The 22,298-nt window shown below is 68.5% G+C and carries 23 protein-coding genes and 1 pseudogene; 17 read left to right on the top strand and 7 right to left on the bottom strand.

What is annotated here, in order from left to right; all coding sequences use genetic code 11:
- Positions 1-245: 245 nt before the first annotated feature.
- From QM624_RS06180 to QM624_RS06170, 3 genes are all read left to right on the top strand, one after another.
- Entirely contained in the window at positions 246-1,103 is an 858-nt protein-coding gene (locus tag QM624_RS06180; RefSeq protein ID WP_415089835.1) for a bifunctional 5,10-methylenetetrahydrofolate dehydrogenase/5,10-methenyltetrahydrofolate cyclohydrolase, read from the top strand.
- Positions 1,104-1,274: 171 nt separating this feature from the next.
- Positions 1,275-1,751, top strand: a complete 477-nt coding sequence (locus tag QM624_RS06175) for a GyrI-like domain-containing protein (protein ID WP_415089833.1) — start codon at positions 1,275-1,277, stop codon at positions 1,749-1,751.
- A 218-nt stretch (positions 1,752-1,969) separates the two neighbouring features.
- Entirely contained in the window at positions 1,970-2,308 is a 339-nt protein-coding gene (locus tag QM624_RS06170) for a hypothetical protein (protein WP_415089831.1), read from the top strand.
- Positions 2,309-2,806: 498 nt separating this feature from the next.
- Here the strand turns inward: QM624_RS06170 and QM624_RS06165 are convergent, their stop codons facing one another.
- A complete protein-coding gene (locus QM624_RS06165; protein ID WP_415089829.1) occupies positions 2,807-4,135 on the bottom strand; it encodes a DUF222 domain-containing protein in 1,329 nt (442 codons plus the stop codon).
- An 847-nt stretch (positions 4,136-4,982) separates the two neighbouring features.
- Complete coding sequence (locus tag QM624_RS06160; RefSeq protein WP_415089826.1) at positions 4,983-5,405, bottom strand: hypothetical protein; 423 nt, start codon at positions 5,403-5,405, stop codon at positions 4,983-4,985.
- Between the two features lie 126 nt (positions 5,406-5,531).
- Here QM624_RS06160 and fdxA point away from each other — a divergent pair, with 126 nt between their 5' ends.
- Together fdxA and dapC are read left to right on the top strand one after the other, a co-directional pair.
- Positions 5,532-5,852, top strand: a complete 321-nt coding sequence (gene fdxA, locus QM624_RS06155) for a ferredoxin (protein ID WP_415089824.1) — start codon at positions 5,532-5,534, stop codon at positions 5,850-5,852.
- Positions 5,849-6,949 (top strand): succinyldiaminopimelate transaminase, encoded by a 1,101-nt coding sequence (gene dapC / locus QM624_RS06150; protein ID WP_415089822.1) that lies wholly within the window; start codon positions 5,849-5,851, stop codon positions 6,947-6,949. The genes fdxA and dapC overlap by 4 nt, the downstream gene beginning before the upstream one ends.
- Before the next feature lie 132 nt (positions 6,950-7,081).
- Here dapC and QM624_RS06145 read toward each other — a convergent pair whose 3' ends face one another.
- Positions 7,082-7,897, bottom strand: a complete 816-nt coding sequence (locus QM624_RS06145) for a hypothetical protein (RefSeq protein ID WP_415089819.1) — start codon at positions 7,895-7,897, stop codon at positions 7,082-7,084.
- Between the two features lie 29 nt (positions 7,898-7,926).
- Positions 7,927-8,856 carry a 2,3,4,5-tetrahydropyridine-2,6-dicarboxylate N-succinyltransferase gene (gene dapD / locus QM624_RS06140; protein ID WP_415089816.1) on the bottom strand — a complete coding sequence of 310 codons (930 nt, stop codon included), beginning with the start codon at positions 8,854-8,856 and terminating at the stop codon, positions 7,927-7,929.
- Positions 8,857-8,928: 72 nt separating this feature from the next.
- Here dapD and dapE point away from each other — a divergent pair, with 72 nt between their 5' ends.
- The 5 genes from dapE to QM624_RS06115 all read left to right on the top strand — a co-directional run bounded on the left by dapE (position 8,929) and on the right by QM624_RS06115 (position 12,666).
- A complete protein-coding gene (dapE, locus tag QM624_RS06135; protein WP_415089814.1) occupies positions 8,929-9,984 on the top strand; it encodes a succinyl-diaminopimelate desuccinylase in 1,056 nt (351 codons plus the stop codon).
- Between the two features lie 183 nt (positions 9,985-10,167).
- Positions 10,168-11,088 (top strand): LCP family protein, encoded by a 921-nt coding sequence (locus QM624_RS06130; protein WP_415089812.1) that lies wholly within the window; start codon positions 10,168-10,170, stop codon positions 11,086-11,088.
- A 27-nt stretch (positions 11,089-11,115) separates the two neighbouring features.
- Positions 11,116-11,856, top strand: a complete 741-nt coding sequence (locus tag QM624_RS06125; protein ID WP_415089810.1) for a TIGR00730 family Rossman fold protein — start codon at positions 11,116-11,118, stop codon at positions 11,854-11,856.
- A gap of 13 nt (positions 11,857-11,869) precedes the next feature.
- Positions 11,870-12,349, top strand: a complete 480-nt coding sequence (locus QM624_RS06120) for a DivIVA domain-containing protein (RefSeq protein ID WP_415089808.1) — start codon at positions 11,870-11,872, stop codon at positions 12,347-12,349.
- 143 nt (positions 12,350-12,492) lie between these two features.
- Entirely contained in the window at positions 12,493-12,666 is a 174-nt protein-coding gene (locus QM624_RS06115) for a DUF3117 domain-containing protein (protein WP_298131522.1), read from the top strand.
- Positions 12,667-12,740: 74 nt separating this feature from the next.
- Here QM624_RS06115 and glgA read toward each other — a convergent pair whose 3' ends face one another.
- The gene (gene glgA / locus QM624_RS06110) at positions 12,741-13,925 is read right to left on the bottom strand and encodes a glycogen synthase (RefSeq protein ID WP_415089902.1); all 1,185 of its coding nucleotides are present in this window, start codon (positions 13,923-13,925) and stop codon (positions 12,741-12,743) included.
- Positions 13,926-14,097: 172 nt separating this feature from the next.
- Between glgA and glgC the strand changes: the two genes are divergently transcribed.
- Positions 14,098-15,315 carry a glucose-1-phosphate adenylyltransferase gene (glgC, locus tag QM624_RS06105; protein ID WP_415089806.1) on the top strand — a complete coding sequence of 406 codons (1,218 nt, stop codon included), beginning with the start codon at positions 14,098-14,100 and terminating at the stop codon, positions 15,313-15,315.
- A 192-nt stretch (positions 15,316-15,507) separates the two neighbouring features.
- Here the strand turns inward: glgC and QM624_RS06100 are convergent, their stop codons facing one another.
- Positions 15,508-16,164 (bottom strand): O-methyltransferase, encoded by a 657-nt coding sequence (locus QM624_RS06100; protein WP_415089804.1) that lies wholly within the window; start codon positions 16,162-16,164, stop codon positions 15,508-15,510.
- Positions 16,165-16,239: 75 nt separating this feature from the next.
- Here QM624_RS06100 and dapA point away from each other — a divergent pair, with 75 nt between their 5' ends.
- The 6 genes and pseudogenes from dapA to QM624_RS06070 form a co-directional block, all read left to right on the top strand.
- A complete protein-coding gene (dapA, locus tag QM624_RS06095) occupies positions 16,240-17,121 on the top strand; it encodes a 4-hydroxy-tetrahydrodipicolinate synthase (protein WP_415089801.1) in 882 nt (293 codons plus the stop codon).
- Between the two features lie 130 nt (positions 17,122-17,251).
- Positions 17,252-17,644 carry a sec-independent translocase gene (locus QM624_RS06090; RefSeq protein ID WP_415089799.1) on the top strand — a complete coding sequence of 131 codons (393 nt, stop codon included), beginning with the start codon at positions 17,252-17,254 and terminating at the stop codon, positions 17,642-17,644.
- Between the two features lie 124 nt (positions 17,645-17,768).
- Positions 17,769-18,992, top strand: coding sequence for a magnesium transporter MgtE N-terminal domain-containing protein (locus tag QM624_RS06085; protein WP_415089900.1), 1,224 nt, complete (start codon positions 17,769-17,771; stop codon positions 18,990-18,992).
- Positions 18,979-19,521, top strand: coding sequence for a DUF1003 domain-containing protein (locus QM624_RS06080; RefSeq protein ID WP_415089797.1), 543 nt, complete (start codon positions 18,979-18,981; stop codon positions 19,519-19,521). The genes QM624_RS06085 and QM624_RS06080 overlap by 14 nt, the downstream gene beginning before the upstream one ends.
- 69 nt (positions 19,522-19,590) lie before the next feature.
- Positions 19,591-20,745 carry an Mrp/NBP35 family ATP-binding protein gene (locus tag QM624_RS06075; protein ID WP_415089795.1) on the top strand — a complete coding sequence of 385 codons (1,155 nt, stop codon included), beginning with the start codon at positions 19,591-19,593 and terminating at the stop codon, positions 20,743-20,745.
- A gap of 13 nt (positions 20,746-20,758) precedes the next feature.
- Positions 20,759-21,259: pseudogene (locus tag QM624_RS06070) on the top strand (general stress protein); the annotation flags it as partial.
- Positions 21,260-21,708: 449 nt separating this feature from the next.
- Here QM624_RS06070 and QM624_RS06065 read toward each other — a convergent pair.
- Positions 21,709-22,298, bottom strand: a 590-nt coding sequence (locus QM624_RS06065; RefSeq protein ID WP_415089793.1) for an RDD family protein, incomplete at its 5' end; no start/stop codon positions are given.

Raw genomic sequence — 22,298 nt, 5'->3', positions numbered from 1 at the left:
TTCTTTTGGTCACTGGGGACGGTTCTTTTGGTCACCGGGGACGGTTCCTTTGGTCACTGGGGACGGTTCCCTTGGTCACCAGGACGCCTTCCTCGCCGATCGGCGACGGACGCAACCGTAGGTCGGCTCAGGATCGCTCTCCTTCCGGTTCAGCGGGATCTCTCGGTACGTCCGGCCTTCGTGTGGTTGACCGTGCCCGCCCGCCGGTGCTGTCTCCACTCGTTCACGGCATAGGCTGACCTCTTGTGAGTGCTGTGCTGATGCCGGGCAAGCCGGTTGCCGACGCTGTCTTCGCCGACCTCGAACCGCGGATCGCCGCGCTGCGGGACGCCGGGCACAACCCGGGACTCGGCACGATCCTGGTCGGCGACGATTCGGCGTCCGCCGGCTACATTCGGATGAAGCAGGAGATGGCCGCCTCGTTGGGTTTCGGCGGTCGCCACGTCCAACTCGCGGGCGACGCGACCCAGGCTGATCTGATCGCCGCAATCCGCGACTTCAACACCGACGATGCGGTGGACGCGGTGCTGATCCAGCACCCGATCCCGGCGCACCTCGACTACGAGGCGGCACTCGCCGAACTCGACCCGGACAAGGACGCCGACGGAGCGCACCCGTTCAACATGGGACGCCTCGCGCTCGGCATGCCCGGGCCGCTGCCCTGCACCCCGGCGGGCATCGAGGCGCTGCTGCTGCACTACGAGATCCCGGTGGCCGGCCGCAACGTGGTGGTCCTCGGCCGCGGGTTCACCCTCGGCCGGCCTCTGTCGATGCTGCTCTCGCTGAAACGTCCCGGCGGGAACGCCGCGGTGACCGTGGTGCACACCGGCGTCCCGGACTGGCCCGAGTACACCCGCCGGGCGGACATCGTGATCGCCGCAGCCGGCGTGCCCGGCATCCTGCGGCCCGAGCATCTCACCCCTGGCCAGGTAGTGGTGGGGGGCGGCGTCCGGTACGAGGGACGGCGGCTGCTGCCCGACGTCGACGAAGCCTGTAACGAGGTCGCGGGCTGGATCACCCCGCGGATCGGTGGGGTGGGTCCGACAACGATCGCCATGCTGTTCCGCAACACGGTGGAGGCCGCCGAACGGCGCGCTATCTGATCAATTCGTCACCCCGCTGGTTGAAGCTGGCGAAACCTTGTCGGTGCCGGACGACTCTTGGTCGGCCCTCCTGGGGAAATGACTGTGCTTCCACGCCGTGCTCCCGGAGCGGTGCGAAGGTTCACCGTTGCGGGGGTGGACGCCGTCGGGTCTGCCCGGCACCATCGTTCGATGGAGATCTCTGAGCCACTCACCGAGCCGACCCTCGTCACTCGTGAGGCACACCCCGCGGTGATCGTCCGGCACCTGGGAGTCCGAGCCGATCAGCTGCCCAGCTTGTTCGACGCGGGCTTCCCTGCGCTGGCGGCCAGCGGCGTTCCGATCAACGGCCCCGCGTTCGCCGCCTACCACGGAGATCCGAGCGCCAGCTTCGACCTCGATATCGGTTTCCCGGTCGCCGAGACGCTGGGCGATCCGGTGCAGGTCGGGGAGCTGACGGTGCGGGCATCGGAGCTGCCCGGTGGTGAGCTGTTTGGCCTCACCCACGTGGGTCCCTACGACACGCTGGCCCAGTCCTGGGATCGGCTGGCGACCGCCGCCACCGAGCGCGGGTTGCAGCCGTCCGGGTTCTTCGAGGTATACGTGACCGAGCCGTCGCCGGAGGTCGATCCGGCGACGCTGCGCACGGATCTGTTCCTGGTCGTCTGACCCCGGACGGCGTCCGGTTCGGCCCGCGGCCAACCGGCTCCGAGTCGCGGCCTTGACGGACTGTGTGGGCCGGGTCATGGCACGAGCCGCCGCTGGAACAGGAGCGAACCGACCACGATCACCGGGATCGGCAGGAACGCCAGCAGCCACCGCAGCCACGAGGCCGCCGCGAACACCGCCCCGGGGGTCGGTCGGACGGGTGGATTACCCTTGCCCGCATGAGCAGCTCAGACTTCCGCGAGCCGACCAATGACGAGCTGTGGAGTCAGCCGCCGATGAGCGCAGCCTCCGGAGAGAGGGCTCCGATGGCGGTGCCGCACCCGGTGCCCCCGGCCCCCACCCCGTACACGGGCGGGCATGTGCAGCCGATGCCGGCGGCCGGACAGCCGCGACCGGATCGGACGGTGTTCACGCTCGCCATCGTCTCGTTGGCCATCGGTGTCCCGTTGACCGCCATCGGTAGCGCCGCCGCAGGCCTGCCCGGCTTGCTCGTTGTCTGGGTCGGGATCGTTCTCGTGAACCTCATCTACGCCCGGAGTCGCGGCAAGCAGCCCTGAGAGCGGCGACGGAGGAGCCCTGTGGCCCCGGCTCCACCGCATTCCGACACTCGACCCCGTCAGCTGTCGTCCGGCGCCCGGCCGTCAATTGGTCATCCGGCACTTTGATCCCGGATCTCCACGACCGGAGTTCTCGGCTTGGGAGATCCCGGCGTTCGCCGGGTGACGTGGGTGCCCGTTGTGCGAGCTTGTCGAGACACTCTTGCGGACGCGCACCGATTCGCTTCACCCTCTTGCGGACGCGCACTGATTCGCTTCGTCGTCCCGGACTTGATTCGGGATCGCCGCAGCCCGAAAACACTCGGACGGAGAGATCCCGGCGTCCGCCGGGATGACATGGGTGCCGTCGGCCGAGCTTGTCGAACCCTGACTCGCCGCCGTGGTGATTCTCAGCGCCCGCTGCGCCGCGCGGTGTTGGTCGAGCTTGTCGAGACCCATTCCCGCACATGCGCACATTTCTGGCCGCGGTCCAACCCGCGCGCCCGCGATTCTTCCTGGCTATTCGGGTCGTCGGAAACGTTGATGGCATCGTGGCCGTCGATGCTTATCCACGAACCGGGGCGGAATCACCTCCGCAATCCCATCGGTTGAGATTCTGATCTGCCACTGCAGCTCCGATGCCCGTTTCGTATCAGGTTCGAGCAGGTTGTGGTGATGTCTACACAGCAAACACAGATTCGACAATGATGTTGCACCACCTTGAGCCCACGGGATGATGTGGTGAGCATCACAATCAGCAGCAGGCCGGTCGCAACCTGGAAATACGCAGCCTTTGTCGCGCACATGGAGGGCGTGGCGGATCTCGGGAGTGACCAAGCGCTGTTCTCTTCCGACGTCCAGTACCCCGGAGGGGCCACCGAGGATGATGGGCAGGATGCCGGCATCACAGGCGAACTGCCGCAACTGGCCGGCGGTCAGCATGGTGCCGTCAGCCAGACCGGCGCCGTGGCAGTCGCTGAGCAGGTCGTCGTAGTCGATCAGCACCACCACATGGGGACGGTCACCACCATGGCGTGGTGCTTCTCGGTGGATCGCGACCCGGCGGGCCAACTCCACCAAAGCATCGGCACGGCGTTGCGGCCATGACGGTTGCGGCACACCCGGGTCGCGTAGTTCCAGGGCGGTGCGGTGCATCTGCTGGGCGAGCGCTTCGATCTGGGCCTTGATCAGTGCCGCGTCAGCGGTGGGGAGGGAGCCTTTGATGGTGGTGCACCCATGCCCGTCGTCGGAAAAGTTCAGATGTCGAGCCTGCTGTGCGTCGCGTAGTTCACGTTCTTGGCGTTTCGCTTCGGCTTCTTCGGCGACCTCGGGTGCGACAACCTCCAACAGATAGCGCGACAGACCGGCAAGTTCGTGACTGTTGAACTCCTCGCAATGGCCGACCATCGTCGCCTGGGCTTTCGCTTCGGCTTCGACGCCCAGGTCGGTGGGGAGCTTCTTCAGCACCTGGGTGACGGCTTGGGCTTGCCGGTCGTTGGCGACACCGTTGCGCAGCGCGTCACCGATCTGGGTGAACCGGTGCAGGTCGTTGGCGTGGTGCAGCATCGCGGAGGCTTGGCCCCGGGTGTACCGCAGCTCTGACGCCAACCACGACACCGTCGGGACACCATGTGCTGCCATCGCCGCTTCGGAACGGTCGACCTGGCCGAGCACGGTGTGCACCACACCTGACAGCCGTGACTGCACCGTGAGCAGGTCAGCAACCAGGTCAAGCTGTTTCCGATCTGTCAGTAGCGTCACGTCATCATAGTCGAGGTCATCGAGCAGGCCGGCCACCACGGTGGCGAAATCCGCCACCGCCGTCCCTGGCTCTACATCGATGCTCATACCGTTGACCCTAAACGTCGCCACTGACAAAACCGTTCACCAGCCGATCAGGGATAAATCCCGTAGCCACACCGGTGATGCGATTCATGACGACCACGATAGAAGCCGGGTCTGACACTTTTCGTGGGCAAGTTTCCGCGGCAGGCATGTTTCTGGAACTGACAACACCAGGGTGGCTTCTGACAACACTGTGACAACACCTTTTCGTGGAGATCTGCTTGCGGAAATCACTGCCGGAGGGGGTCTCGACAAGCTCGACCAACGGCCACTGGGTGGCCGACTGAGCAAACCGGCACACAGATTTGGGGTGTACCGATGTCGAGATCGCTCACTGATTTCGGGAAACCTCTCGGATTTCGGGTTGCAACACGAGATCGGCACATGTTTCCCGCCACCGGTCACCGATGTCGAGATCGCCGCCGCGCCGTCGCTCGCCCGCGGCCGAGGTGATGCACCGTCGCTCGCCCGGCTGTCCCGGTGCAAGTGTCGTCCGGTCGACGGAGATCCTGGCGTCCACCAGGACGAGGAGCTTCAGCCAGTCAGCGCACGACACGTCGAGCAAGTCCGACCAACGGCAGCCAGAGCCTCCTTCTTCCGTCGGACGAGTGACTCCAGATCGGCGGCGCACGAGGCACCTGGCGAGTTCGGCCAAAGTGGAACCAAGAGAACCGTCCCCTCGGTCCACGTTGCCCGGAAGTGGAACGAAAGAACCGTCCCCCGCGTTCCAGGAGTGGAACGAAAAGAACCGTCCCCGCGTGCCAGAAGTGGAACGAAAAGAACCGTCCCCGCGTCCCACCGTCCCCGCGTCTCACCTGGCCCCGGCAGGCTTGACCAACGGGCGCGAAGTTCAGCGGCGCACCTGGATGCTGCGGGCGTTCTGCCGGGTGGCCCACCAGGCGAGTGCGACCAGCAGTTCAGGATCGGTGACGTTCGTGGTCAGCCACTCGCCCTCGACGCGGGCTCGCAGGTCGCCGTCCGACCATTCGCCGCGTCCGGCGAACACCTCGGCGGGTGCGGGACGTCCGGCCAATAGGTCGCTGATCCGGTGCAACTCCGGCTCGCCGGCAACCCGGGCGCGCAGGGCCAGCTCGTCCAGCAACACTCTGGGTGCCGAGCGCGGATCGCGTCCCAGCGACACCGTCACTCGCCGGGCTGCCAGCACCGTTCCCGGCGTCACCACATGCGAGCGGCCGTGCCGGTCCTCGAGGGTGAGCGGGTTCACCGAGAGCACGAATCCGATCAGGTCCGTCGCGGGCTCGGTGAGCCGCAAACTGACCCGTTCGCCGGGCCGGAGCGGGGGTCTCAGACGGTCCAAAGCGTCCATGGGCACCCTCTCTGTTCCCAGTCGTGCACGCTAGAGTGTTCCACGATTCAACGAGGTTCGGAGAGGATCGAGATGACGTACATCATCACGCAGCCCTGTGTCGATGTGAAAGACCTGGCTTGCGTGGAGGAATGTCCCGTGGATTGCATCTACGAGGGCAACCGAATGTTGTACATCCAACCGGACGAGTGTGTCGACTGTGGCGCCTGTGAGCCGGTCTGCCCGGTGGAGGCCATCTACTACGAGGACGACGTCCCGTCAGACCAGAAGGTCTTCTACGACGTCAACGTGCAGTTCTTCGACACCGTGGGATCCCCGGGTGGCGCGGCGAAGATGGGCCCCATCGACGCCGATCATCCGGTCGTGACCGCGCTGCCGCCGCAGGGCGAGTGAAGCTCCGCGACCGCAGCCTGCCGGACTTCCCCTGGGATTCGTTGGCGGGCGCCAAGGCCCGCGCCCTGGCGCACCCCGACGGGATCGTCGACCTTTCGGTCGGCACGCCCGTCGACCCCACTCCTGAGGTGGGCCGTCGAGCGCTCGCTGAGGCGTCCGATGCCCCGGGGTATCCCACGGTGTGGGGGACGCCGGCGCTGCGGGCCGCGATCCGCGGCTATCTCGCCGACCGTTGGCAGAGCCTGCCGATCGCGGACGAGGGGGTGCTGCCGGTCATCGGCACCAAGGAGATCGTGGCCGTGTTGCCGCATCTGCTCGGTCTCGGTGCCGGCGACAGCATCGTCATTCCGCGGATCGCCTACCCGACCTACGAGGTGGGCGGACGGCTCGTCGGCGCCGAAGTGGTGCCCTGCGACGACCCAGGGCAGATCGCCGATCTGCGGCCCGGTCTGGTCTGGATCAACTCGCCGGCCAACCCGCACGGCGAGATCCTGTCGGCCGACCAACTGGCCGCCTGGGTGCGGTACTGCCGCGAACGCGGGGCCGTGCTGGCCTCCGACGAGTGTTACGGCGAGTTCGGCTGGGACGCCGAGCCGATCTCGGTGCTGCATCCGGACGTGAACCAAGGTTCGCTGGACGGGTTGCTGGCCGTGCACTCGCTGTCCAAGCGCTCCAACGTGGCGGGCTATCGAGCCGGCTTCCTGGCCGGGGACGCCGAGCTGGTCAGCGGACTGCGCGAACTTCGCAAGCACGCCGGCGGCATCGTGCCGGCACCCGTGCAGGCGGCGATGGTCGCGCTGCTCGGTGACCACGGCCATGTCGTCGAGCAGCGGGAGCGGTACCTGCGGCGGCGGGCGCTGCTGCGGCCGGCGCTGGAGGCGTCCGGTTTCCGGGTGGTGCACTCGGAGGGTTCGCTCTACCTGTGGTGCACCCGCGATGAGAACGGCCGGGCCAGCGTCGATTGGCTCGCCGAGCGCGGCATCCTGGTCGCGCCGGGTGACTTCTATGGGCCTGAGTCGGGCGACTTCGTTCGGGTCGGGCTGACGGCCACCGACGAGCGGATCGCGACCGCGGCGGCGCGCCTCACTGCCGGCTGAGGTCTCGCGCTGGGGACCGGGAGGGAGATCCCGGGGCGAGCCCGGGATGACGGTGGAGCGTGGGGAGTCCGTTGTGGCGACGGCATGGGTCTCGACAAGCTCGACCAGCGGTAGGGCTCGACCGGCAGCTGGCTAGGCCTTGAAGCCGATAGTCACGCTGCGTCCGCCGCCGATTCCCGACCAGGACGCCAGGGTGCGTGAGCTGTGCACCCAATCGCTGCCGCCGACGCTGACCCGGGCCACGCCGAACTGACCGACATGGGCGATCGCCAGGTTCGCCGACGCCCAGGCGACGTTCTCGCTGCTGGCGGCCACCACGACGTTGGCGTCGGTGGCGCGGACCTCGACCTTCGACTTCAGCGCCTTGCGGAGCACGGCGGCGGTGCCGGCAGGATCGGCCTTGCCCGGCTTGTCGAGGGTGCAACTGAACCCGCCCGGAGTGTTCCCGGTGAGCACGGTGGACAGCACCCGCGCCTTGCTGACGTGCTTGCGGTAGGCATCGGGATGGCCGGAACGCTGCACCGCCTGCGCCACATCGTTGACGTCGCCGGTGCGCCAGTTCTTGACCCGGACCAGGGCATCGTAGAACTTGCCGGCGGAGTAGTACGGATCCATGATCTGCTTCACCGTGCCCCAGCCCTTACTGGGTCGCTGCTGGAACAGTCCGATCGAGTCGGCGTGGCCGTAGTCGAGGTTGCGAATCCCCGACTCCTGATAGGCGGTGGCGAGCGCGATCGTGACCGCCCGGGCGGGCAGGTCGCGACTCAGCGCCACCGAGGTGATGATCGTGGCGTTCACCGCCTGCTCGGGTGTCAGCGTGACGTTCGCGCCGTCCGCACTCGCCCGGCACTGGTCGTCCATCGGCAGCGGCTGTTTGGTCGCGTTCGACCAGATCACCGCACCGCCCCACAGCACGCCGCCGACGATCGCCAGCAGGGCGATCGCCACCAGGGCGATGCGAGACCAGCGGGGGCGCATCAGTTCGCGTGCAGAGCGGCGTTCAACTCGAAAGTGCTGCCGGCCTTCGGGCGCACCTGGACGGCGCCGGTCAGTGAATTGCGCAGGAACAGCAGGCCCGACTGCCCGGACAACTCGCGCGCCTTGACCACGGCGCCGTCGGGCAAAGTGACCTTGGTGCCGGCGGTCACGTACAGGCCGGCCTCGATGGTGCAGTCGTCGCCGAGCGAGATGCCCAGCCCCGACTCGGCGCCCAGCAGGCAGCGTTCGCCGATCGTCACCATCTCTTTGCCGCCGCCTGACAGCGTGCCCATGATGGACGCCCCGCCGCCGATGTCGCTGCCGTCGCCGACGATCACGCCGGCCGAGATCCGGCCCTCGACCATCGAGGCGCCGAGCGTGCCGGCGTTGAAGTTCACGAACCCCTCGTGCATCACCGTCGTACCGGACGCCAGATGCGCACCCAGCCGCACCCGGTCGGCGTCCGCGATCCGTACCCCGGACGGCACCACGTAGTCGACCATTCGAGGGAATTTGTCGACACCGAAGACGGTGAGCTGGCCCCGGCCGAGGCGCAGCGCGGCCCGTACCTGCTCGAAACCCTCCACCGCACAGGGGCCGGCCGAGGTCCAGACCACGTTGGGCAGGGCGCCGAAGATGCCGTCCAGATTCAACTCACGGGGCCGGACCAGGCGGGCGCTCAGCAGGTGCAGTCGCAGGTAGGCGTCCGGGGTGGACGCCGGGGCGGCGTCCAGGTCGATCTCGACCAGCACGGCCTCGGTGCGGACGCCACGCTCGGCATCGTCGGTCTGCGCCGCCGCCAGCTGTTCCGGGGCGGTGGCGCTGGTGGGGGAGCCGAGCTGAGGGTCGGGGAACCAGGTGTCGAGAACCTGTCCGGAGGAGTGGATGGAGGCCAGGCCCCAGCCCCAGGCTGAGCGGGTGTCGGTCATGGCGGCAAGCCTAGCGGGGCCCTCCGACAGGGCCGAGCGAGAAATGTCGGCCGCCCTCGCTACGCTCAGGCCATGACCCTCGATGCCCGCGGCGACCTGGTCGCGCTGTTCCGTGCGATCGTCGACATCGAATCGGTCAGCGGGAACGAGCGCGAACTCGCCGACCAGATCGAACGAGAACTGCGCGGCTGCGCGCACCTGAGCGTGCTGCGCGACGGCGATACCGTAATCGCCCGGACGGCGCTCGGCCGGCCCGAGCGGATCGTTATCGCGGGACACCTCGACACCGTCCCGCTCGCCGGCAATCTGCCGTCCCGGCGCGAGGGTGACCTGATCTACGGCCGCGGCACCTGCGACATGAAGGGCGGCGTCGCGGTCATGCTGGCCGCCGCAGTCGCCCTCGAGGCCCCGTCCAGTGATCTGACCTGGATCTTCTACGACCACGAAGAGGTCGAATCGGCGGCCAACTCGCTGACCCGGATCGCCGCCACCCGTCCCGAGATGCTGGCCGGCGACTTCGCCGTCCTGATGGAGCCGACCAGCGCCCGCGTCGAGGGCGGTTGTCAGGGCACGCTGCGGTTCACCGTCACCACCACCGGACGCGCCGCCCATTCGGCCCGCGCCTGGATGGGGCACAACGCCATTCACGACGCGGCCGACGTGCTGGCCCGACTCGCCGCGCACGTCCCCGAACAACCCGAGGTCGACGGGCTGCGCTACCACGAGGGGCTCAACGCGGTCGCCATCGAGGGCGGCATCGCCGGCAACGTGATCCCCGACCGTTGCACGATCACGGTCAACTACCGGTTCGCGCCGCATCGCAGCGTCGATGAGGCGCAGCAGTACTGCCGCGACATCCTGGCCGGCTACGAACTGACCTTCACCGATGCCGCGGCGGGCGCCCGTCCCGGCCTGGACCGTCCGGCCGCGGCTGCCTTCCTGGCCGCCGTCGGCGGCGACCCGTCCGCCAAATTCGGCTGGACCGATGTCGCCCGGTTCTCCGCCCTCGGCATCCCGGCGGTCAACTTCGGGCCCGGCGACCCGTCCAAGGCGCACGCCGACGACGAGTTCTGCCCGGTCGCCGACCTGGTCACCTGCCACGACGCGGTGCTGCGCTGGCTCAGTTGAGCGCAGATTCCCCGATCGGCCGGTAGTCGCCGGTCAGCGAGCCGGCGCCATGTACGCTGGCCTCTCGCCGACGGTTCTTCGGGAGGGAGCCGCGGCATCTGTGAATGAGCCGACCGGGGGGATCGGACCATCAGCGACCTACTTGCCTATTCCCGGACGCGCCCGCGCAACCGCGGCGTCCGGATGTTCCTGCGCGTGAGCACGGGTGTGCTCGCGTGCCTTCTCGCCGTCGTCATCGTCGCGGGTGCGGCCGTCGGCTCGCTCTGGCTGTCGGCCTCCGGCATCCACCGCAGTCCGTCGCTGCTGCCCGCGCGGGATGCGGCTGCCAGCCCCGGTGTGCCGGGGTCGCTCAACCTGCTGCTGGTCGGCAACGACGGGCAGCAGCCACGAGCCTCCGCCACCGTGCTGCTGGTGGTGCACATCGACAGCACCCGCCGGCGGGTGGATGTCGTCTCGTTGCCGCGCAACCTGATGGTGACCTCCGCCGACGGCAGCAGTCAGCGGCTGAGCCGCTGTTACACCGACGGCGGGCCCGCGTCGGTCGTCCAGTCCGTGGAGAGTCTGCTCGGCATCCGGATCGACCACGTCGCACTCACCCGGCTGGAGGGCATGTCCCGGCTGATCGACATGCTGGGAGGGGTCCCGGTCAACAACCCGGTCCAGGCAACCACCGGTGACTACACCTTCGTCCGCGGCCCGATCACCCTCACCGGTCCGGGCGCGCTGGCCTTCGTCCGTCAGGACGACGACACCAAGATCGGCGGTATCGATCGTGAGGAGAGCCAGCGGCTGGTCCTGCAGGGCATCGTCGAGCGGCTGCTCACTAGCAAGGCGCTGCTCAACCCGGGAACGGTGAAGGCGGTGCTCGATCAACTGGCCGGCGACATCGTGGTGGACTCGGGACTGGACGCCCGTGCCATGGTCGAACTCTTCGTGGACGTGCGGCTGCGGGCCACTCAGCAGCGTCCCGAGACGATCAAGCTGCCGACCGCCGGCGGGGGCGTGACTGAGGCCGGCCTGAGCTATCTGTTGCCCGATCAGGCCCGGGTCGCGGCTCTGGGCCGGGCCTTGAACACAGACGCGATGGACTCCTGGGGCCGCTGACGAAGCGCCGCCACTACGCTGGCGGGCGTGAGCAAGCGCACGCGCACCCAGGGCCCGGTGATCCGGCGAGAGGGGCAGGTTCAACCGACCACCACCGACCAGCGGCTGCTGGCGGGCAAGGACGACGCGGGCTGGATCCACAGCGACCAATGGCGCATCCTGCGCATTCAGGCGGAGTTCGTCGAGGGCTTCAGCACCCTTGCCGAACTCGGTCCGGCGATCGGCGTCTTCGGCTCAGCGCGGACGCCGAAGGCCAGCCCGGTCTGGCAGGCCGGGGTCGAGATCGGACGCGGCCTGGCCCACGCCGGCTACACCGCGATCACCGGCGGCGGCCCGGGCATCATGGAGGCGGTCAACAAGGGTGCCGCGCAGGCCGGTGGGGTGTCGGTCGGACTCGGCATCGAGCTGCCGTTCGAGCAGTCGCTGAACAAGCACGTCACCCTCGGCATCAACTTCCGCTACTTCTTCGCCCGCAAGGTGATGTTCCTCAAATACTCCAAGGGGTTCATCGTGATGCCGGGCGGATTCGGCACCTTCGACGAGTTGTTCGAGGCGCTGACCCTGGTGCAGACCCGCAAGGTCACCTCGTTCCCGATCGTGTTGTTCGGCACCGAGTTCTGGCAGCCGCTGCTGGACTGGATCCGCTCCTCGGTGCTGGCCGGCGGGTACGTCTCCGAGGTGGATCTCGACCTGGTGATGGTCACTGACAACGTCGACGAGGCGATCCGCTGGGTGACCGGCGCGGGCGCGACCGGCAACGGAACCTGACCGGAGGCATGACATGGAATGGGTGTTGTGGATGATCGCCGTGGCGGTGCTCGGCCTGGCGGCCGTGGCGGCGTCCGGACGGCTCGGTGAACTGCCCGGGACGGTGACCGACACGCCGCGTCCGCATGTGCCGACCGGGGTGGTCACCGGTGACGACCTGCGCGCCCTGCGGTTCGCGGTCGTCCCGCGCGGCTACTCGATGGACCAGGTGGACGGCCTGCTCGACCGGCTGGCCCGGCAACTCGACGCGGCACCCTCCCGGACGTACCTGCCCCCGCTGGCGCCGGACGTCCCGCCCGTCGGTGCCGAGACCACGACCGCGGCTCCCGGGTTCACCCCGGCTGAGACGGTCGTGTCAAACCCTGAGACAGAACCTCCGACACCCCGCGCCGACACCGATCCCGATCCTGCGGCGCCGCAGGTACCGGTCGGCTCCGACGATGAGCGCCCCGCGTTCTTCCGTCCGGCGGGCGAGAACGACCAGCGGCGCTGACCGCGCCCGGACGCGGGTCGAGCAGCCGTCCGGACCGATCCGTTGCCGGCGATCGGCGAGCAGGCCAGGGTCGCTTCCGGGCAACCGCGACGGGGTTCTGGAATAATGGCCCCGTAAGTCCCCAACTAGAACGAGGGTGAGCAATGGCAGCAATGAAGCCGCGGACCGGTGACGGGCCCATCGAGGTGGCCAAGGAAGGGCGCGTGATCGCCATGCGAATCCCGGCTGAGGGCGGCGGACGTTTGGTCATCGAGATGAACGCGGCCGAGGCGGCCGAGCTCCTCGAAGCACTGACGGGTGTCGTCAACCCTGCCTGAGCGCGCCGCTTTTCCAAGCCAATGACGAAAGGCCCCCGGATCTTCCGGGGGCCTTCGTCGTGTCGGAACAGCTGTCAGCTGTTGTGGGTGGCGATCGCCTTCTCGTAGACCTCCACGGTCTCCTGGGCGATCTTCTCCCAGCTGAACTCGTCGATGCAGCGCTGGCGTCCGGCCAGGCCCATCTGGCGCGCCCGGTCACGGTCGCGAGTGAGCGTGTTGACGTTCTCGGCGAACTTCGCCTCGAAGCCCTTCACGAACTCGGGGTCGCCGGCCTGGGCCGGGTCGTAGGGCACCAGCAGGCCGGTCTCGCCGTCGACGACCACCTCGGGGATGCCGCCGACGGCCGAGGCCACCACCGGGATCTCACAGGCCATCGCCTCCAGGTTCACGATGCCCAGCGGCTCGTAGATCGAGGGGCAGGCGAACAGCGTGGAATGGGTCAGCACCTGGCGCACCGCGGCCCGGGGCAGCATCTCCTGCACCCACTTCACGCCGCTGCGGGTCTTGTTCAGCTCGGCGAACGCGCCGTCGAACTCGGCCGCGATCTCCGGGGTGTCAGGGGCGCCGGCGAGCAGCAGCACCTGGGTATCAGGGTCGAACTGCTGAGCGGCCCGAACGAGGTGGATCAGGCCCTTCTGGCGGGTGATCCGGCCGACGAAGGTGACGATCGGCTTGTCGCGATCGACGCCGAGGGAGTCGATCACGTCGGTGTTGGCGTCCGGCTTGAACTCTTCGGGATCGATGCCGTTCTTGACCACATGGATGCGGGCCGGATCGATCGACGGGTAGGCGTTGGTGATGTTGGTGATCATCGCCGCCGAGACCGCGATCACGGCGTCGGCCTGGGTGAAGGCGGTCTTCTCGATCCACGAGCTGACCCGGTATCCACCGCCCAGCTGCTCGACCTTCCAGGGCCGGTCGGGCTCCAGCGAATGCGCGGTGACGACGTGCGGCACGTCCTGGAAGTGGCCGGCGACGATACCGGCGAACTGGGCGTACCAGGTGTGCGAATGGATGACGTCGACCTCGGGGATGGCGGCCGCCATCGAGACGTCGGCGCCCAGGACGCGCAGGGCTGCGTTGGCACCGGCCGGGTAGTCCTCGGCATGCGCCGTCGCACCGTCGCGCGGCTCTCCCATGCATTGGACGTCGACGGACTCGGTGAACTTGCGTAGTTGCGGGACCAGCTGACCGACATGGACGCCGGCGCCCCCGTAGATGTGCGGCGGATACTCACGAGTGAGGATGGATACACGCAGTGACATGCAGGGATCGTTGCACACCGAGCCCGCACCACGGGAGGGGCTGAGCCGGTGCCGGGACATTCGAGCGCCGAATATTCCTCGGTCCGGACGCCGCGGCCGCGCGACTCGCCTGAGAATTTCCTCCGTGGGACTGTCCCATAGCTGCGGGGGGCTCTATGTTCGGATCATGAGCAACCCGACCGTTCTCTCCATCGTCCTGGCGGGCGGTGAGGGCAAGCGCCTGATGCCACTCACGGCCGATCGAGCCAAACCCGCAGTGCCCTTCGGTGGCACCTACCGGCTGATCGACTTCGTCCTCTCCAACCTCGTCAACTCCGACCTGACCAAGATCTGTGTGCTGACCCAGTACAAGTCGCACTCCCTCGACCGGCACATCGCCGTCACCTGGCGGCTGTCGCCGATGCTGGGCAGCTATGTGACCTCGGTGCCGGCGCAGCAGCGCACCGGCAAGCAGTGGTTCCAGGGCAGCGCGGACGCCATCTACCAGTCGATGAACCTGATCAACGACGAAGATCCCGACTACGTGGTGGTGTTCGGCGCGGACAACATCTACCGGATGGACGTCTCGCAGATGCTGCAGGCGCACATCAACTCCGGCCTGGACTGCACCGTCGCAGGCATCCGGGTGCCGCGTTCCGAGGCGACCGCCTTCGGTGTGATCGACGCCGACGAGAACTCCAAGATCAAGAGCTTCCTGGAGAAGCCGGCCGACCCGCCCGGCCTGCCGGACAGCCCGGACGAGTCGTTCGCCTCGATGGGCAACTACATCTTCACCCGCAAGGCCTTCGTCGAAGCCCTCAACGATGACGCCAACGCCGACACCAAGCACGACATGGGCGGCAACATCGTCCCCGACTTCGTCAATGGCGGCCGCGCCGGGGTGTACGACTTCACCCGCAACGCGGTTCCGGGTGCCACCGAACGCGACCTCAACTACTGGCGCGACGTAGGAACCATCCAGGCCTACCACGCCGCCCACATGGACCTGATCTCGGTCGACCCGGACTTCAACCTGTACAACCGCAAGTGGCCGATGTTCACCGAGCAGGTACAGGCTCCGGGCGCCAAGTTCACCCTGCGCGGCAACGCCGAGGACTCGATCGTCAGCGCCGGCTGCATCATCTCGGGCGGCGACGTCGACCGCTCGGTGCTGTCGCCGAACGTGGTCGTCGACAAGTGGGCCAAGGTCGAAGAGTCGATCATCTTCCCGGGGTGCCGGATCGGTCGCAACGCGGTCGTCCGGCGGGCCATCCTGGACAAGAACGTGCATGTGCCGGACGGCGTCGAGATCGGCGTCGACCCCGAGCACGACAAGGCGCGCGGCTTCTTCGTCGAGGACGGCCTGACCGTGGTGCCGAAGAGCTTCCCGATCCCCAGCCCGTAACCAACTCCCAGCAGTGCCCGACGGCCGGCCCGGAACCCCGGGCCGGCCGTTCCGGCGTCCGGGCGGCTCCCGCGACGCACAAAGCCCTCCCTAACTAGTTCTGCCCTCCCACATGCGGGAGGGCAGAGATAGTTAGGGAGGGCTTGAGGTGCCGGACGGCCGGGCGGCCGGGGTGGTCGGCAGGGAGGAGGGTCAGGCCTTGACGGCGACCAGGAGGCCGTCGCCGACCGGCAGCAGGGTGGCGGTGAAGTCCTCCATGTCGTGCACGGCCTGCAGCGCTTCGCGAATGATCAGGGTCTCGTCGTCCTCGTTGGACTCCTCCGCGAGCAGGCCCTTCCACAGGGCGTGATGTAGCACCAGCAGGCCGCCGCTGCGGAGCAGCCGCTGCGACTGGTCGACGTATTCGACGAACTCCAGCGGGTCGCCGTCGACGACCACCATGTCGTAGGCGCCGTCACTCAGCTTGGGCAGCACGTTGAGCGCCGAACCGGCGATCAGCCGGGCGCGCCGGGGCGGGACGCCTTCGGCGGCGAAGATCTGCCGCGCGGCCACCTGATGCTCGGTCTCCAGGTCGATCGAGGTGAGGATGCCGTCGGAGGCCATGCCACGCAGCAGGGCCAGACCCGAAACGCCGGCGCCGGTGCCGATCTCGACCACGGCGCGTGCGTTGATCAGCCGGGCGAAGAAGGTGAGCGCCGACGTGACGCCCTGGCTGGCCGGTGTCAGGGCCAGTTGGCGGCTCGCGGCGCGGGCCAGCCGCATGGTGTCGTCGTCGGGAACGAACGACTCCGAGAATGCCCAGGACGGAGACGGGGTGGCAGCCTTGGCTGAGCGCGATGCAGGACTCACAGGGTCAGCCTATCGAAGCGTCGCCGAGAGGTGCGGGTACGGGCGTGCCGGGTGGGACGCCGTTACACTGCGGCCATGTCCCAGCCTGTCTTCGGCCGCCTGCTCACCGCGATGGTCACCCCGTTCCGCCCGGACGGCACGGTCGACCTGGCAGAGGCCCGAAAGCTCGCCGCCCACCTGGTGGATGTGCAGCACAACGACGCCCTGGTGATCAACGGCACCACCGGTGAATCGCCGACCACCACCGATGCCGAGAAGGCCGAACTGGTCGCCGCCGTGGTGGACGAGATCGGTGACCGCGCCCAGGTGGTCGCCGGCATCGGCACCAACAACACCCGGCACACCATCGAACTGGCCCGGCAGGCCGCCGACGCCGGGGCGTCCGGTCTGCTGGTGGTGACCCCGTACTACTCCAAGCCCCCGCAGGACGCGATCGCCGCCCACTTCCGCGCTGTCGCGGACGCCACCGAGCTGCCGGTGATGCTGTACGACATTCCGCACCGGGCCGGCGTCCCGATCCAGACCGCCACCCTGATCGAGTTGGCCGCCCACCCTCGGATCGTCGCGGTCAAGGACGCCAAGGGTGACCTGGTCGCCTCTGCCGCCGTGATCGCCGCGACCGGCCTGCACTACTACTCCGGCGACGACGCCCTCACCCTGCCGCTGCTGGCCGTCGGCGGGGTCGGCGTGGTCGGCACCTCGACGCACTTCACCGGTGCCCGCGCGAAGGCGATGATCGAGAAGTTCCTGGCCGGTGACCTGGCCGGCGCCATCGCCGACAACGCCGCGCTGCTGCCGGTGTTCACCGGGGTGTTCGCCACCCAGGGCTGCATGCTGGTGAAGGCCGGCCTCGAGGCCCGTGGCTTCCACCCGGCTGTGCTGCGCGCCCCGTTGCTGTCGGCCTCGGCCGAACAGCAGGCCACCTTCGTGGCGATCCTGGACGCCGCCGGTCTCTGAGAGCGCAACCATCGTTGGCGGAGCTTGTCGAGACCTCGCCGGCACCGGGTCGCGACAAGCTCGACCAGCGATGATCAGCACTCATGACCCGGGAATGGTCGTGCGGGCAGTTCGCACTACCCTGTGAGCCATGGATTTCAACGCGAGCGAGATTGTTCTGCTGCTCGTGTTGGCCATCGTCCTGTTCGGGCCCGAGAAGCTGCCCGAACTGGCCCGCAAAACCGCCCGGGTGCTGCACTACGTGCGGCGTATCGCCAACGACGCCCAGGGTCGGTTGCGCGAGGAACTGGGGCCCGAGTACGCGAATCTGCAGCTCTCCGACCTGAACCCGAAGGCGTTCGTCGCCAAGCATCTGGGCCCGGACGCCACCGCCGAACTCGATTCGGTGGCGGCCGAGATGCGGGGCGCCAGGACCAGCCTGGACGACGCGATCGCCGCCGGCCCGGACCCGGTGCCCGAGGCCGAACCGGAGCTGCCCGCGGCTGAGCGTCCGCTGCCACCCTTCGACGCCGAGGCCACCTGAGTCGCACCGACTCGTCGACATCGCGGGAAGCGGCGTCCGAGGGTCGGCCGCAGCGGGGGTGAGGCGCTAACCTCCCAGGGTGACCAGCTCGTCGATCTTCGTGTCCCGGATCAAGGGACTGCCGATGCTGGACGCCAGTGGCGACCAGGTGGGCAAGGTGCGCGATGTGGTGCTGCAGAACCGCCCCGGTAAACGGGCGCCGCGGGTCAAGGGCCTGGTCATCGAGCTCTTCGCGCTGCGCCGGATCTTCTTCCCGATGGAGCGGGTGCATTCGATCGACGCCAACCAGGTGATCATCTCGGGCGTGGTGAACACCCGCCGGTTCGAGCCGCGCGAGCAGGAGAACCTGGCCATCGAGGATCTGTTCGACCGGACCGTGTTCCGGCGCGGCAATCCGCAACCGTTCACCCTCTACGACCTGGCCATCCGGCAGGCCCGGCAGCGGGACTGGGAACTCAGCGAGGTCGCCCTGCGCGATCAGGTGCGCCGGCGTCCGTTCGCCAAGCCGCACATCACCATCGTGCCCTGGGACGAAGTGCCCGACTTCACCCTGATCCCGGGCGGCGGCGCCGAGCAGTTGCTGGCCGAACTGCAGGAGATGAAGCCGGCCGACGTGGCCCGCGAGCTGCATGACATGGATCCGCAGCGCCGCGCCGAGGTGGTCAGGGCGATGGACGACGAGCTGCTGGCCGAGGCGCTGGAGGAGCTGCCCGAGGACGAGCAGGTCGAGGTGATCCAGTCGCTGGAGGCCGACCGGGCCGCCGACGTGCTGGAAGAGATGGACCCCGACGACGCGGCCGACCTGATCGCCGAACTGGCGCCCGACGTCGCCGAGGACATCCTGGAACGGATGGAGCCCGAAGAGGCCGAGGACGTCCGTTCGCTGCTCAGCTACGACGCTGCCACCGCCGGTGGTCTGATGACGCCCGAGCCGGTGATCCTGCCGGCTGACGCCACGGTCGCCGACGCGCTGGCGATGATGCGCAACGAAGAGCTGACCCCGGCGCTGGCCTGCCTGGCGTTCATCTGCCGGACGCCGCTGGACACCCCGACCGGCCGCTATCTGGGTGGGGTGCACATTCAGCGGTTGCTGCGCGAACCTCCCTCCACGCTGGCGGCGTCCCTGGTGGACAAGGGCATCACGCCCCTCACGCCGGACTCCGACGTCGCGGTGGTGTCGCGCTACTTCGCCACCTACGACCTGGTCTGTGCCCCGGTGGTGGACGCCGACGGCCGGTTGCTGGGTGCGGTCACCGTGGACGACGTGCTCGACCACATCCTGCCCAACGACTGGCGCGGGATTCAGCTGGACCAGCTGCGGCAGGGGGTGACCGGTGTCCACCAGTGATCGGCTCAACACGCCCGGACGGGAGCGGCGCTGGCTGCCCCGGGTACGGATGGACGCCGAGGTGTTCGGCAGCTTCGCCGAGGGCTTCGCCCGGTTCATGGGCACCGCCAGCTTCCTGATCTGGATGACGGTGCTGATCGTCGCCTGGATCGGCTGGAACGTGATCGCCACCGGAGACTGGCGGATCGACCCGTTCCCGTTCATCTTCCTGACCCTGCTGCTGTCGCTGCAGGCGTCCTACGCCGCCCCGCTGATCCTGCTGGCGCAGAACCGGCAGGAGGCTCGTGAGCGGGTCAGCCTGGAACACGACCGCGAGGTCGCCGCCCAGGCCCGCGCCGACACCGACTTCCTGGCCCGCGAGATCGCCGCGCTGCGGATGCGGATCGGTGACCTGGCCACCCGCGACTTCATCCGCGGCGAGCTGCGCGATCTGCTCGAGGAACTCGACAAGGGTGAGGACGCCGGCGACACCGGCTCCCGGCCGTCCGGCAAGGACGGCGGCCGCCCGCCGACCCGTCCGAACCGGTAGCCCGCAGTCCCGACTACGCCGAGCGCGATACCCGGCGGTCGTCCGCGCTGCCCGGAGTAGGGTTCGGATATGCCCGATAACGAACTGCTCGTCGCTGTCCAGGAGGCGCTGACCGGGGTGGTGGACCCCGAGATCAAGCGCCCGATCACCGAGCTGGGCATGGTGGAATCGCTGACCATCGACGACGATGACGTGGTCTCGCTCACCGTGCTGCTGACGATCGCGAGCTGCCCGCTGCGGAGCACCATCGAGCACGACGTCACCGCGGCGGTCACCTCCGTGCCGGGGGTGGGCGGCATTAACCTGACGCTGGGTGCGATGACCGACGAGCAGCGCGCCGAGATGAAGCGCCAGCTGCGCGGGGGCATCGCCGAGCGCGCCATCCCGTTCGCGGAGGCCAACAACCTCACCCAGGTGATCCTGGTCGCCTCCGGCAAGGGCGGCGTCGGCAAGTCGTCGGTCACGGTGAACCTGGCGATGGCACTGGCCGAGCAGGGCAAATCGGTGGGCGTGCTGGACGCCGACATCTACGGCCACTCCATTCCGCAGATGCTCGGTGTCGCCGACACCTCGCCCACGTCGCTGGACGGCATGATCCTGCCGGTGCCGACGATGGGCCTGAAGGTGATCTCGATGGGCATGCTGAAGGCCAGCCGCGACCAGGTGATCGCCTGGCGTGGACCGATCCTCGACCGTGCCCTGCATCAGCTGCTCTCGGACGTGTTCTGGGGCGATCTGGACTTCCTGCTGCTCGACCTGCCGCCCGGCACCGGTGATGTGGCGCTGTCGCTGGGCCAGAAGCTGCCGAACGCCGAGGTGCTGGTGGTGACCACGCCGCAGCAGGCCGCCGCCGAGGTGGCCGAGCGGGCCGGCACGATGGCGTCCATGCTCGAGCAGAAGGTGATCGGCGTCGTCGAGAACATGAGCTACCTCGACGTCGAATGCCCCCATTGCGGCGACACCCATCGGGTGGACGTCTTCGGCAGCGGCGGCGGTGCCGAGGTGGCCAACACCTTGACCACCCGGCTGGGCTACGACATTCCGCTGCTGGCCGAGGTGCCGCTCGACCCCGCCGTGCGAGTCGGCGGCGACGACGGATTCCCGGTGGTGGTGGCGGACGGCTCGAAGCCGAGTGCTCGCGCCCTGACCGAGTTGGCCCGGACGATTGCGGCGCGCAAGCGCTCCCTTGCCGGCCGGACGCTGAACCTCACCCCTGTCGGCTGACGGAAGGAACCCGATGACCCAGCCCAATGCCCGACTCAGTTCGCTGTTCGAACTGGAATACCCACAGTCGGTGGGCGTCTACGACAGCTACGTGCAGGCACAGGCGGCGGTCGACTTCCTTGCCGACGCCAAATTCGCGGTGCAGAACATCGCGATCGTCGGCACCGACCTGAAATCGGTGGAGCGGGTGACCGGACGCCGCAACTGGGGCACCGTGCTGCTCCGCGGCCTGCAGAGCGGCTTGTCGACGGGCCTGATGGTGACCTTCATCCTGTGGTTCCTGCAGCCCCAGGCCAACCCGTTCGTGCTGCTGCCGGGCGCACTGCTGATCGGCATCGTGATCGGCGTCGCCTTCTCGGCGCTCGGCTACGCCGCGTCCCGCGGGAAGCGCGACTTCAACTCGATCAGCCAGACGGTGGCCGCCCGGTACGAACTGCTCTGCGAGCACAAGGTGGCCGGGCAGGCCCGGGAACTGCTGGCCACCATGCCGGGTGCCCGCGCCGCTGCCTTCGACCCGCGCAACGCGGCGCCGCAGCCGTGGCAGAACCAGCAGCAGTATCCGGGCCAGGGCCAGGCCGGCTACCCCGGCCAGGGTGCGCAGTACCCGGCCCAAGTCACGCCGCAGTACCCGGGGCAGGCCTACCCGGCCCAGCAGCCCCCGTACGCCGGTCAGCCGTCGGCGGGCCAGACCTACCCCGGCCAGCCCTATCCGGGCCAGCCGACGCCCGGGAACACCGAGCAGCCGGTGACGCCGCAGTCGGCGTCCGAACAGACCGCGGAGTCGGGTTCCGCGCCGCGTCCGTACGGTGAATACGGCACCGACGAGGGCATCGGACGGGCGCCGCAGCCGGAGCCGTCCGAGGATTCCGAACAGGACGGACGCACTCCGCGCGGCGAGAACTAGCCACTGACAAGCAACAATGGGCCGCCCCGACGGGGCGGCCCATTGCTGTTCGCGGATGACTACCGCTGGACGTTCTGCTCGTCGATCACCACGGTCTTGGCGATCTTGTCGGCGAAGGTCTGCTTCTTGGAGTCCCACAGCGGGAACAGGAAGCCCAGCGCGCAGACCAGCTCGTCGAGCAGGTGTGCCACGGCGCGCAGCATGGCGGTGTTCTGCGGCGGGGTCTGGCCGGTGTCCTCCATCACCACACGAACCTTGCCGATCTTGTGGCCGAAGGAGTAGCCGGTCGTCGCCACCCGGTAGCCGGTGTTGTACACCCACCAGCCCACGGCCAGCAGGGTGGACAGCAGGGTCGAGCCGTAGCCGCCGTTCGGCATCACGATGTTGACGATGATGCTGACCACGATCGCCGGGGCGACGAAGTCGATCAGGCCGCCGATGGCGCGCCGTCCCCAGGTCGCCAGCACCGGGCCGGACGGCGCGTACGGGTTGGGCTGGTAGCCGCCGCCGTACGGGCTCGGGGCGCCGTAGCCGCCGGCGTTCGGGTCGTAGCCGCCCTGCGGGGCGCCGCCGTACGGAGCCTGGCCGTAGCTGCCGGCATTGGGGTCGTAACCACCTTGCGGGGCACCGCCGTAGGGGCTCTGGCCGG

Source organism: Micropruina sp., from assembly GCF_047606365.1.
In the GTDB taxonomy this organism is placed as follows: domain Bacteria; phylum Actinomycetota; class Actinomycetes; order Propionibacteriales; family Propionibacteriaceae; genus Micropruina.
The sequence above is the reverse complement of the archived record's forward strand: the minus strand, read 5'-3'. Positions and strand labels throughout refer to the sequence as shown.

What these genes read in the sequence shown, in the direction of transcription:
- QM624_RS06175 (WP_415089833.1), top strand. Translation starts at nt 1,275, where the DNA reads ATGGAGATCTCTGAGCCACTCACCGAGCCGACCCTCGTCACTCGTGAG.
- QM624_RS06170 (WP_415089831.1), top strand. Translation starts at nt 1,970, where the DNA reads ATGAGCAGCTCAGACTTCCGCGAGCCGACCAATGACGAGCTGTGGAGT.
- QM624_RS06165 (WP_415089829.1), bottom strand. Translation starts at nt 4,135, where the DNA reads ATGAGCATCGATGTAGAGCCAGGGACGGCGGTGGCGGATTTCGCCACC.
- fdxA (WP_415089824.1), top strand. Translation starts at nt 5,532, where the DNA reads ATGACGTACATCATCACGCAGCCCTGTGTCGATGTGAAAGACCTGGCT.
- dapD (WP_415089816.1), bottom strand. Translation starts at nt 8,856, where the DNA reads ATGACCGACACCCGCTCAGCCTGGGGCTGGGGCCTGGCCTCCATCCAC.
- dapE (WP_415089814.1), top strand. Translation starts at nt 8,929, where the DNA reads ATGACCCTCGATGCCCGCGGCGACCTGGTCGCGCTGTTCCGTGCGATC.
- QM624_RS06130 (WP_415089812.1), top strand. Translation starts at nt 10,168, where the DNA reads ATGTTCCTGCGCGTGAGCACGGGTGTGCTCGCGTGCCTTCTCGCCGTC.
- QM624_RS06120 (WP_415089808.1), top strand. Translation starts at nt 11,870, where the DNA reads ATGGAATGGGTGTTGTGGATGATCGCCGTGGCGGTGCTCGGCCTGGCG.
- QM624_RS06115 (WP_298131522.1), top strand. Translation starts at nt 12,493, where the DNA reads ATGGCAGCAATGAAGCCGCGGACCGGTGACGGGCCCATCGAGGTGGCC.
- glgC (WP_415089806.1), top strand. Translation starts at nt 14,098, where the DNA reads ATGAGCAACCCGACCGTTCTCTCCATCGTCCTGGCGGGCGGTGAGGGC.
- dapA (WP_415089801.1), top strand. Translation starts at nt 16,240, where the DNA reads ATGTCCCAGCCTGTCTTCGGCCGCCTGCTCACCGCGATGGTCACCCCG.
- QM624_RS06090 (WP_415089799.1), top strand. Translation starts at nt 17,252, where the DNA reads ATGGATTTCAACGCGAGCGAGATTGTTCTGCTGCTCGTGTTGGCCATC.
- QM624_RS06085 (WP_415089900.1), top strand. Translation starts at nt 17,769, where the DNA reads ATGCTGGACGCCAGTGGCGACCAGGTGGGCAAGGTGCGCGATGTGGTG.
- QM624_RS06075 (WP_415089795.1), top strand. Translation starts at nt 19,591, where the DNA reads ATGCCCGATAACGAACTGCTCGTCGCTGTCCAGGAGGCGCTGACCGGG.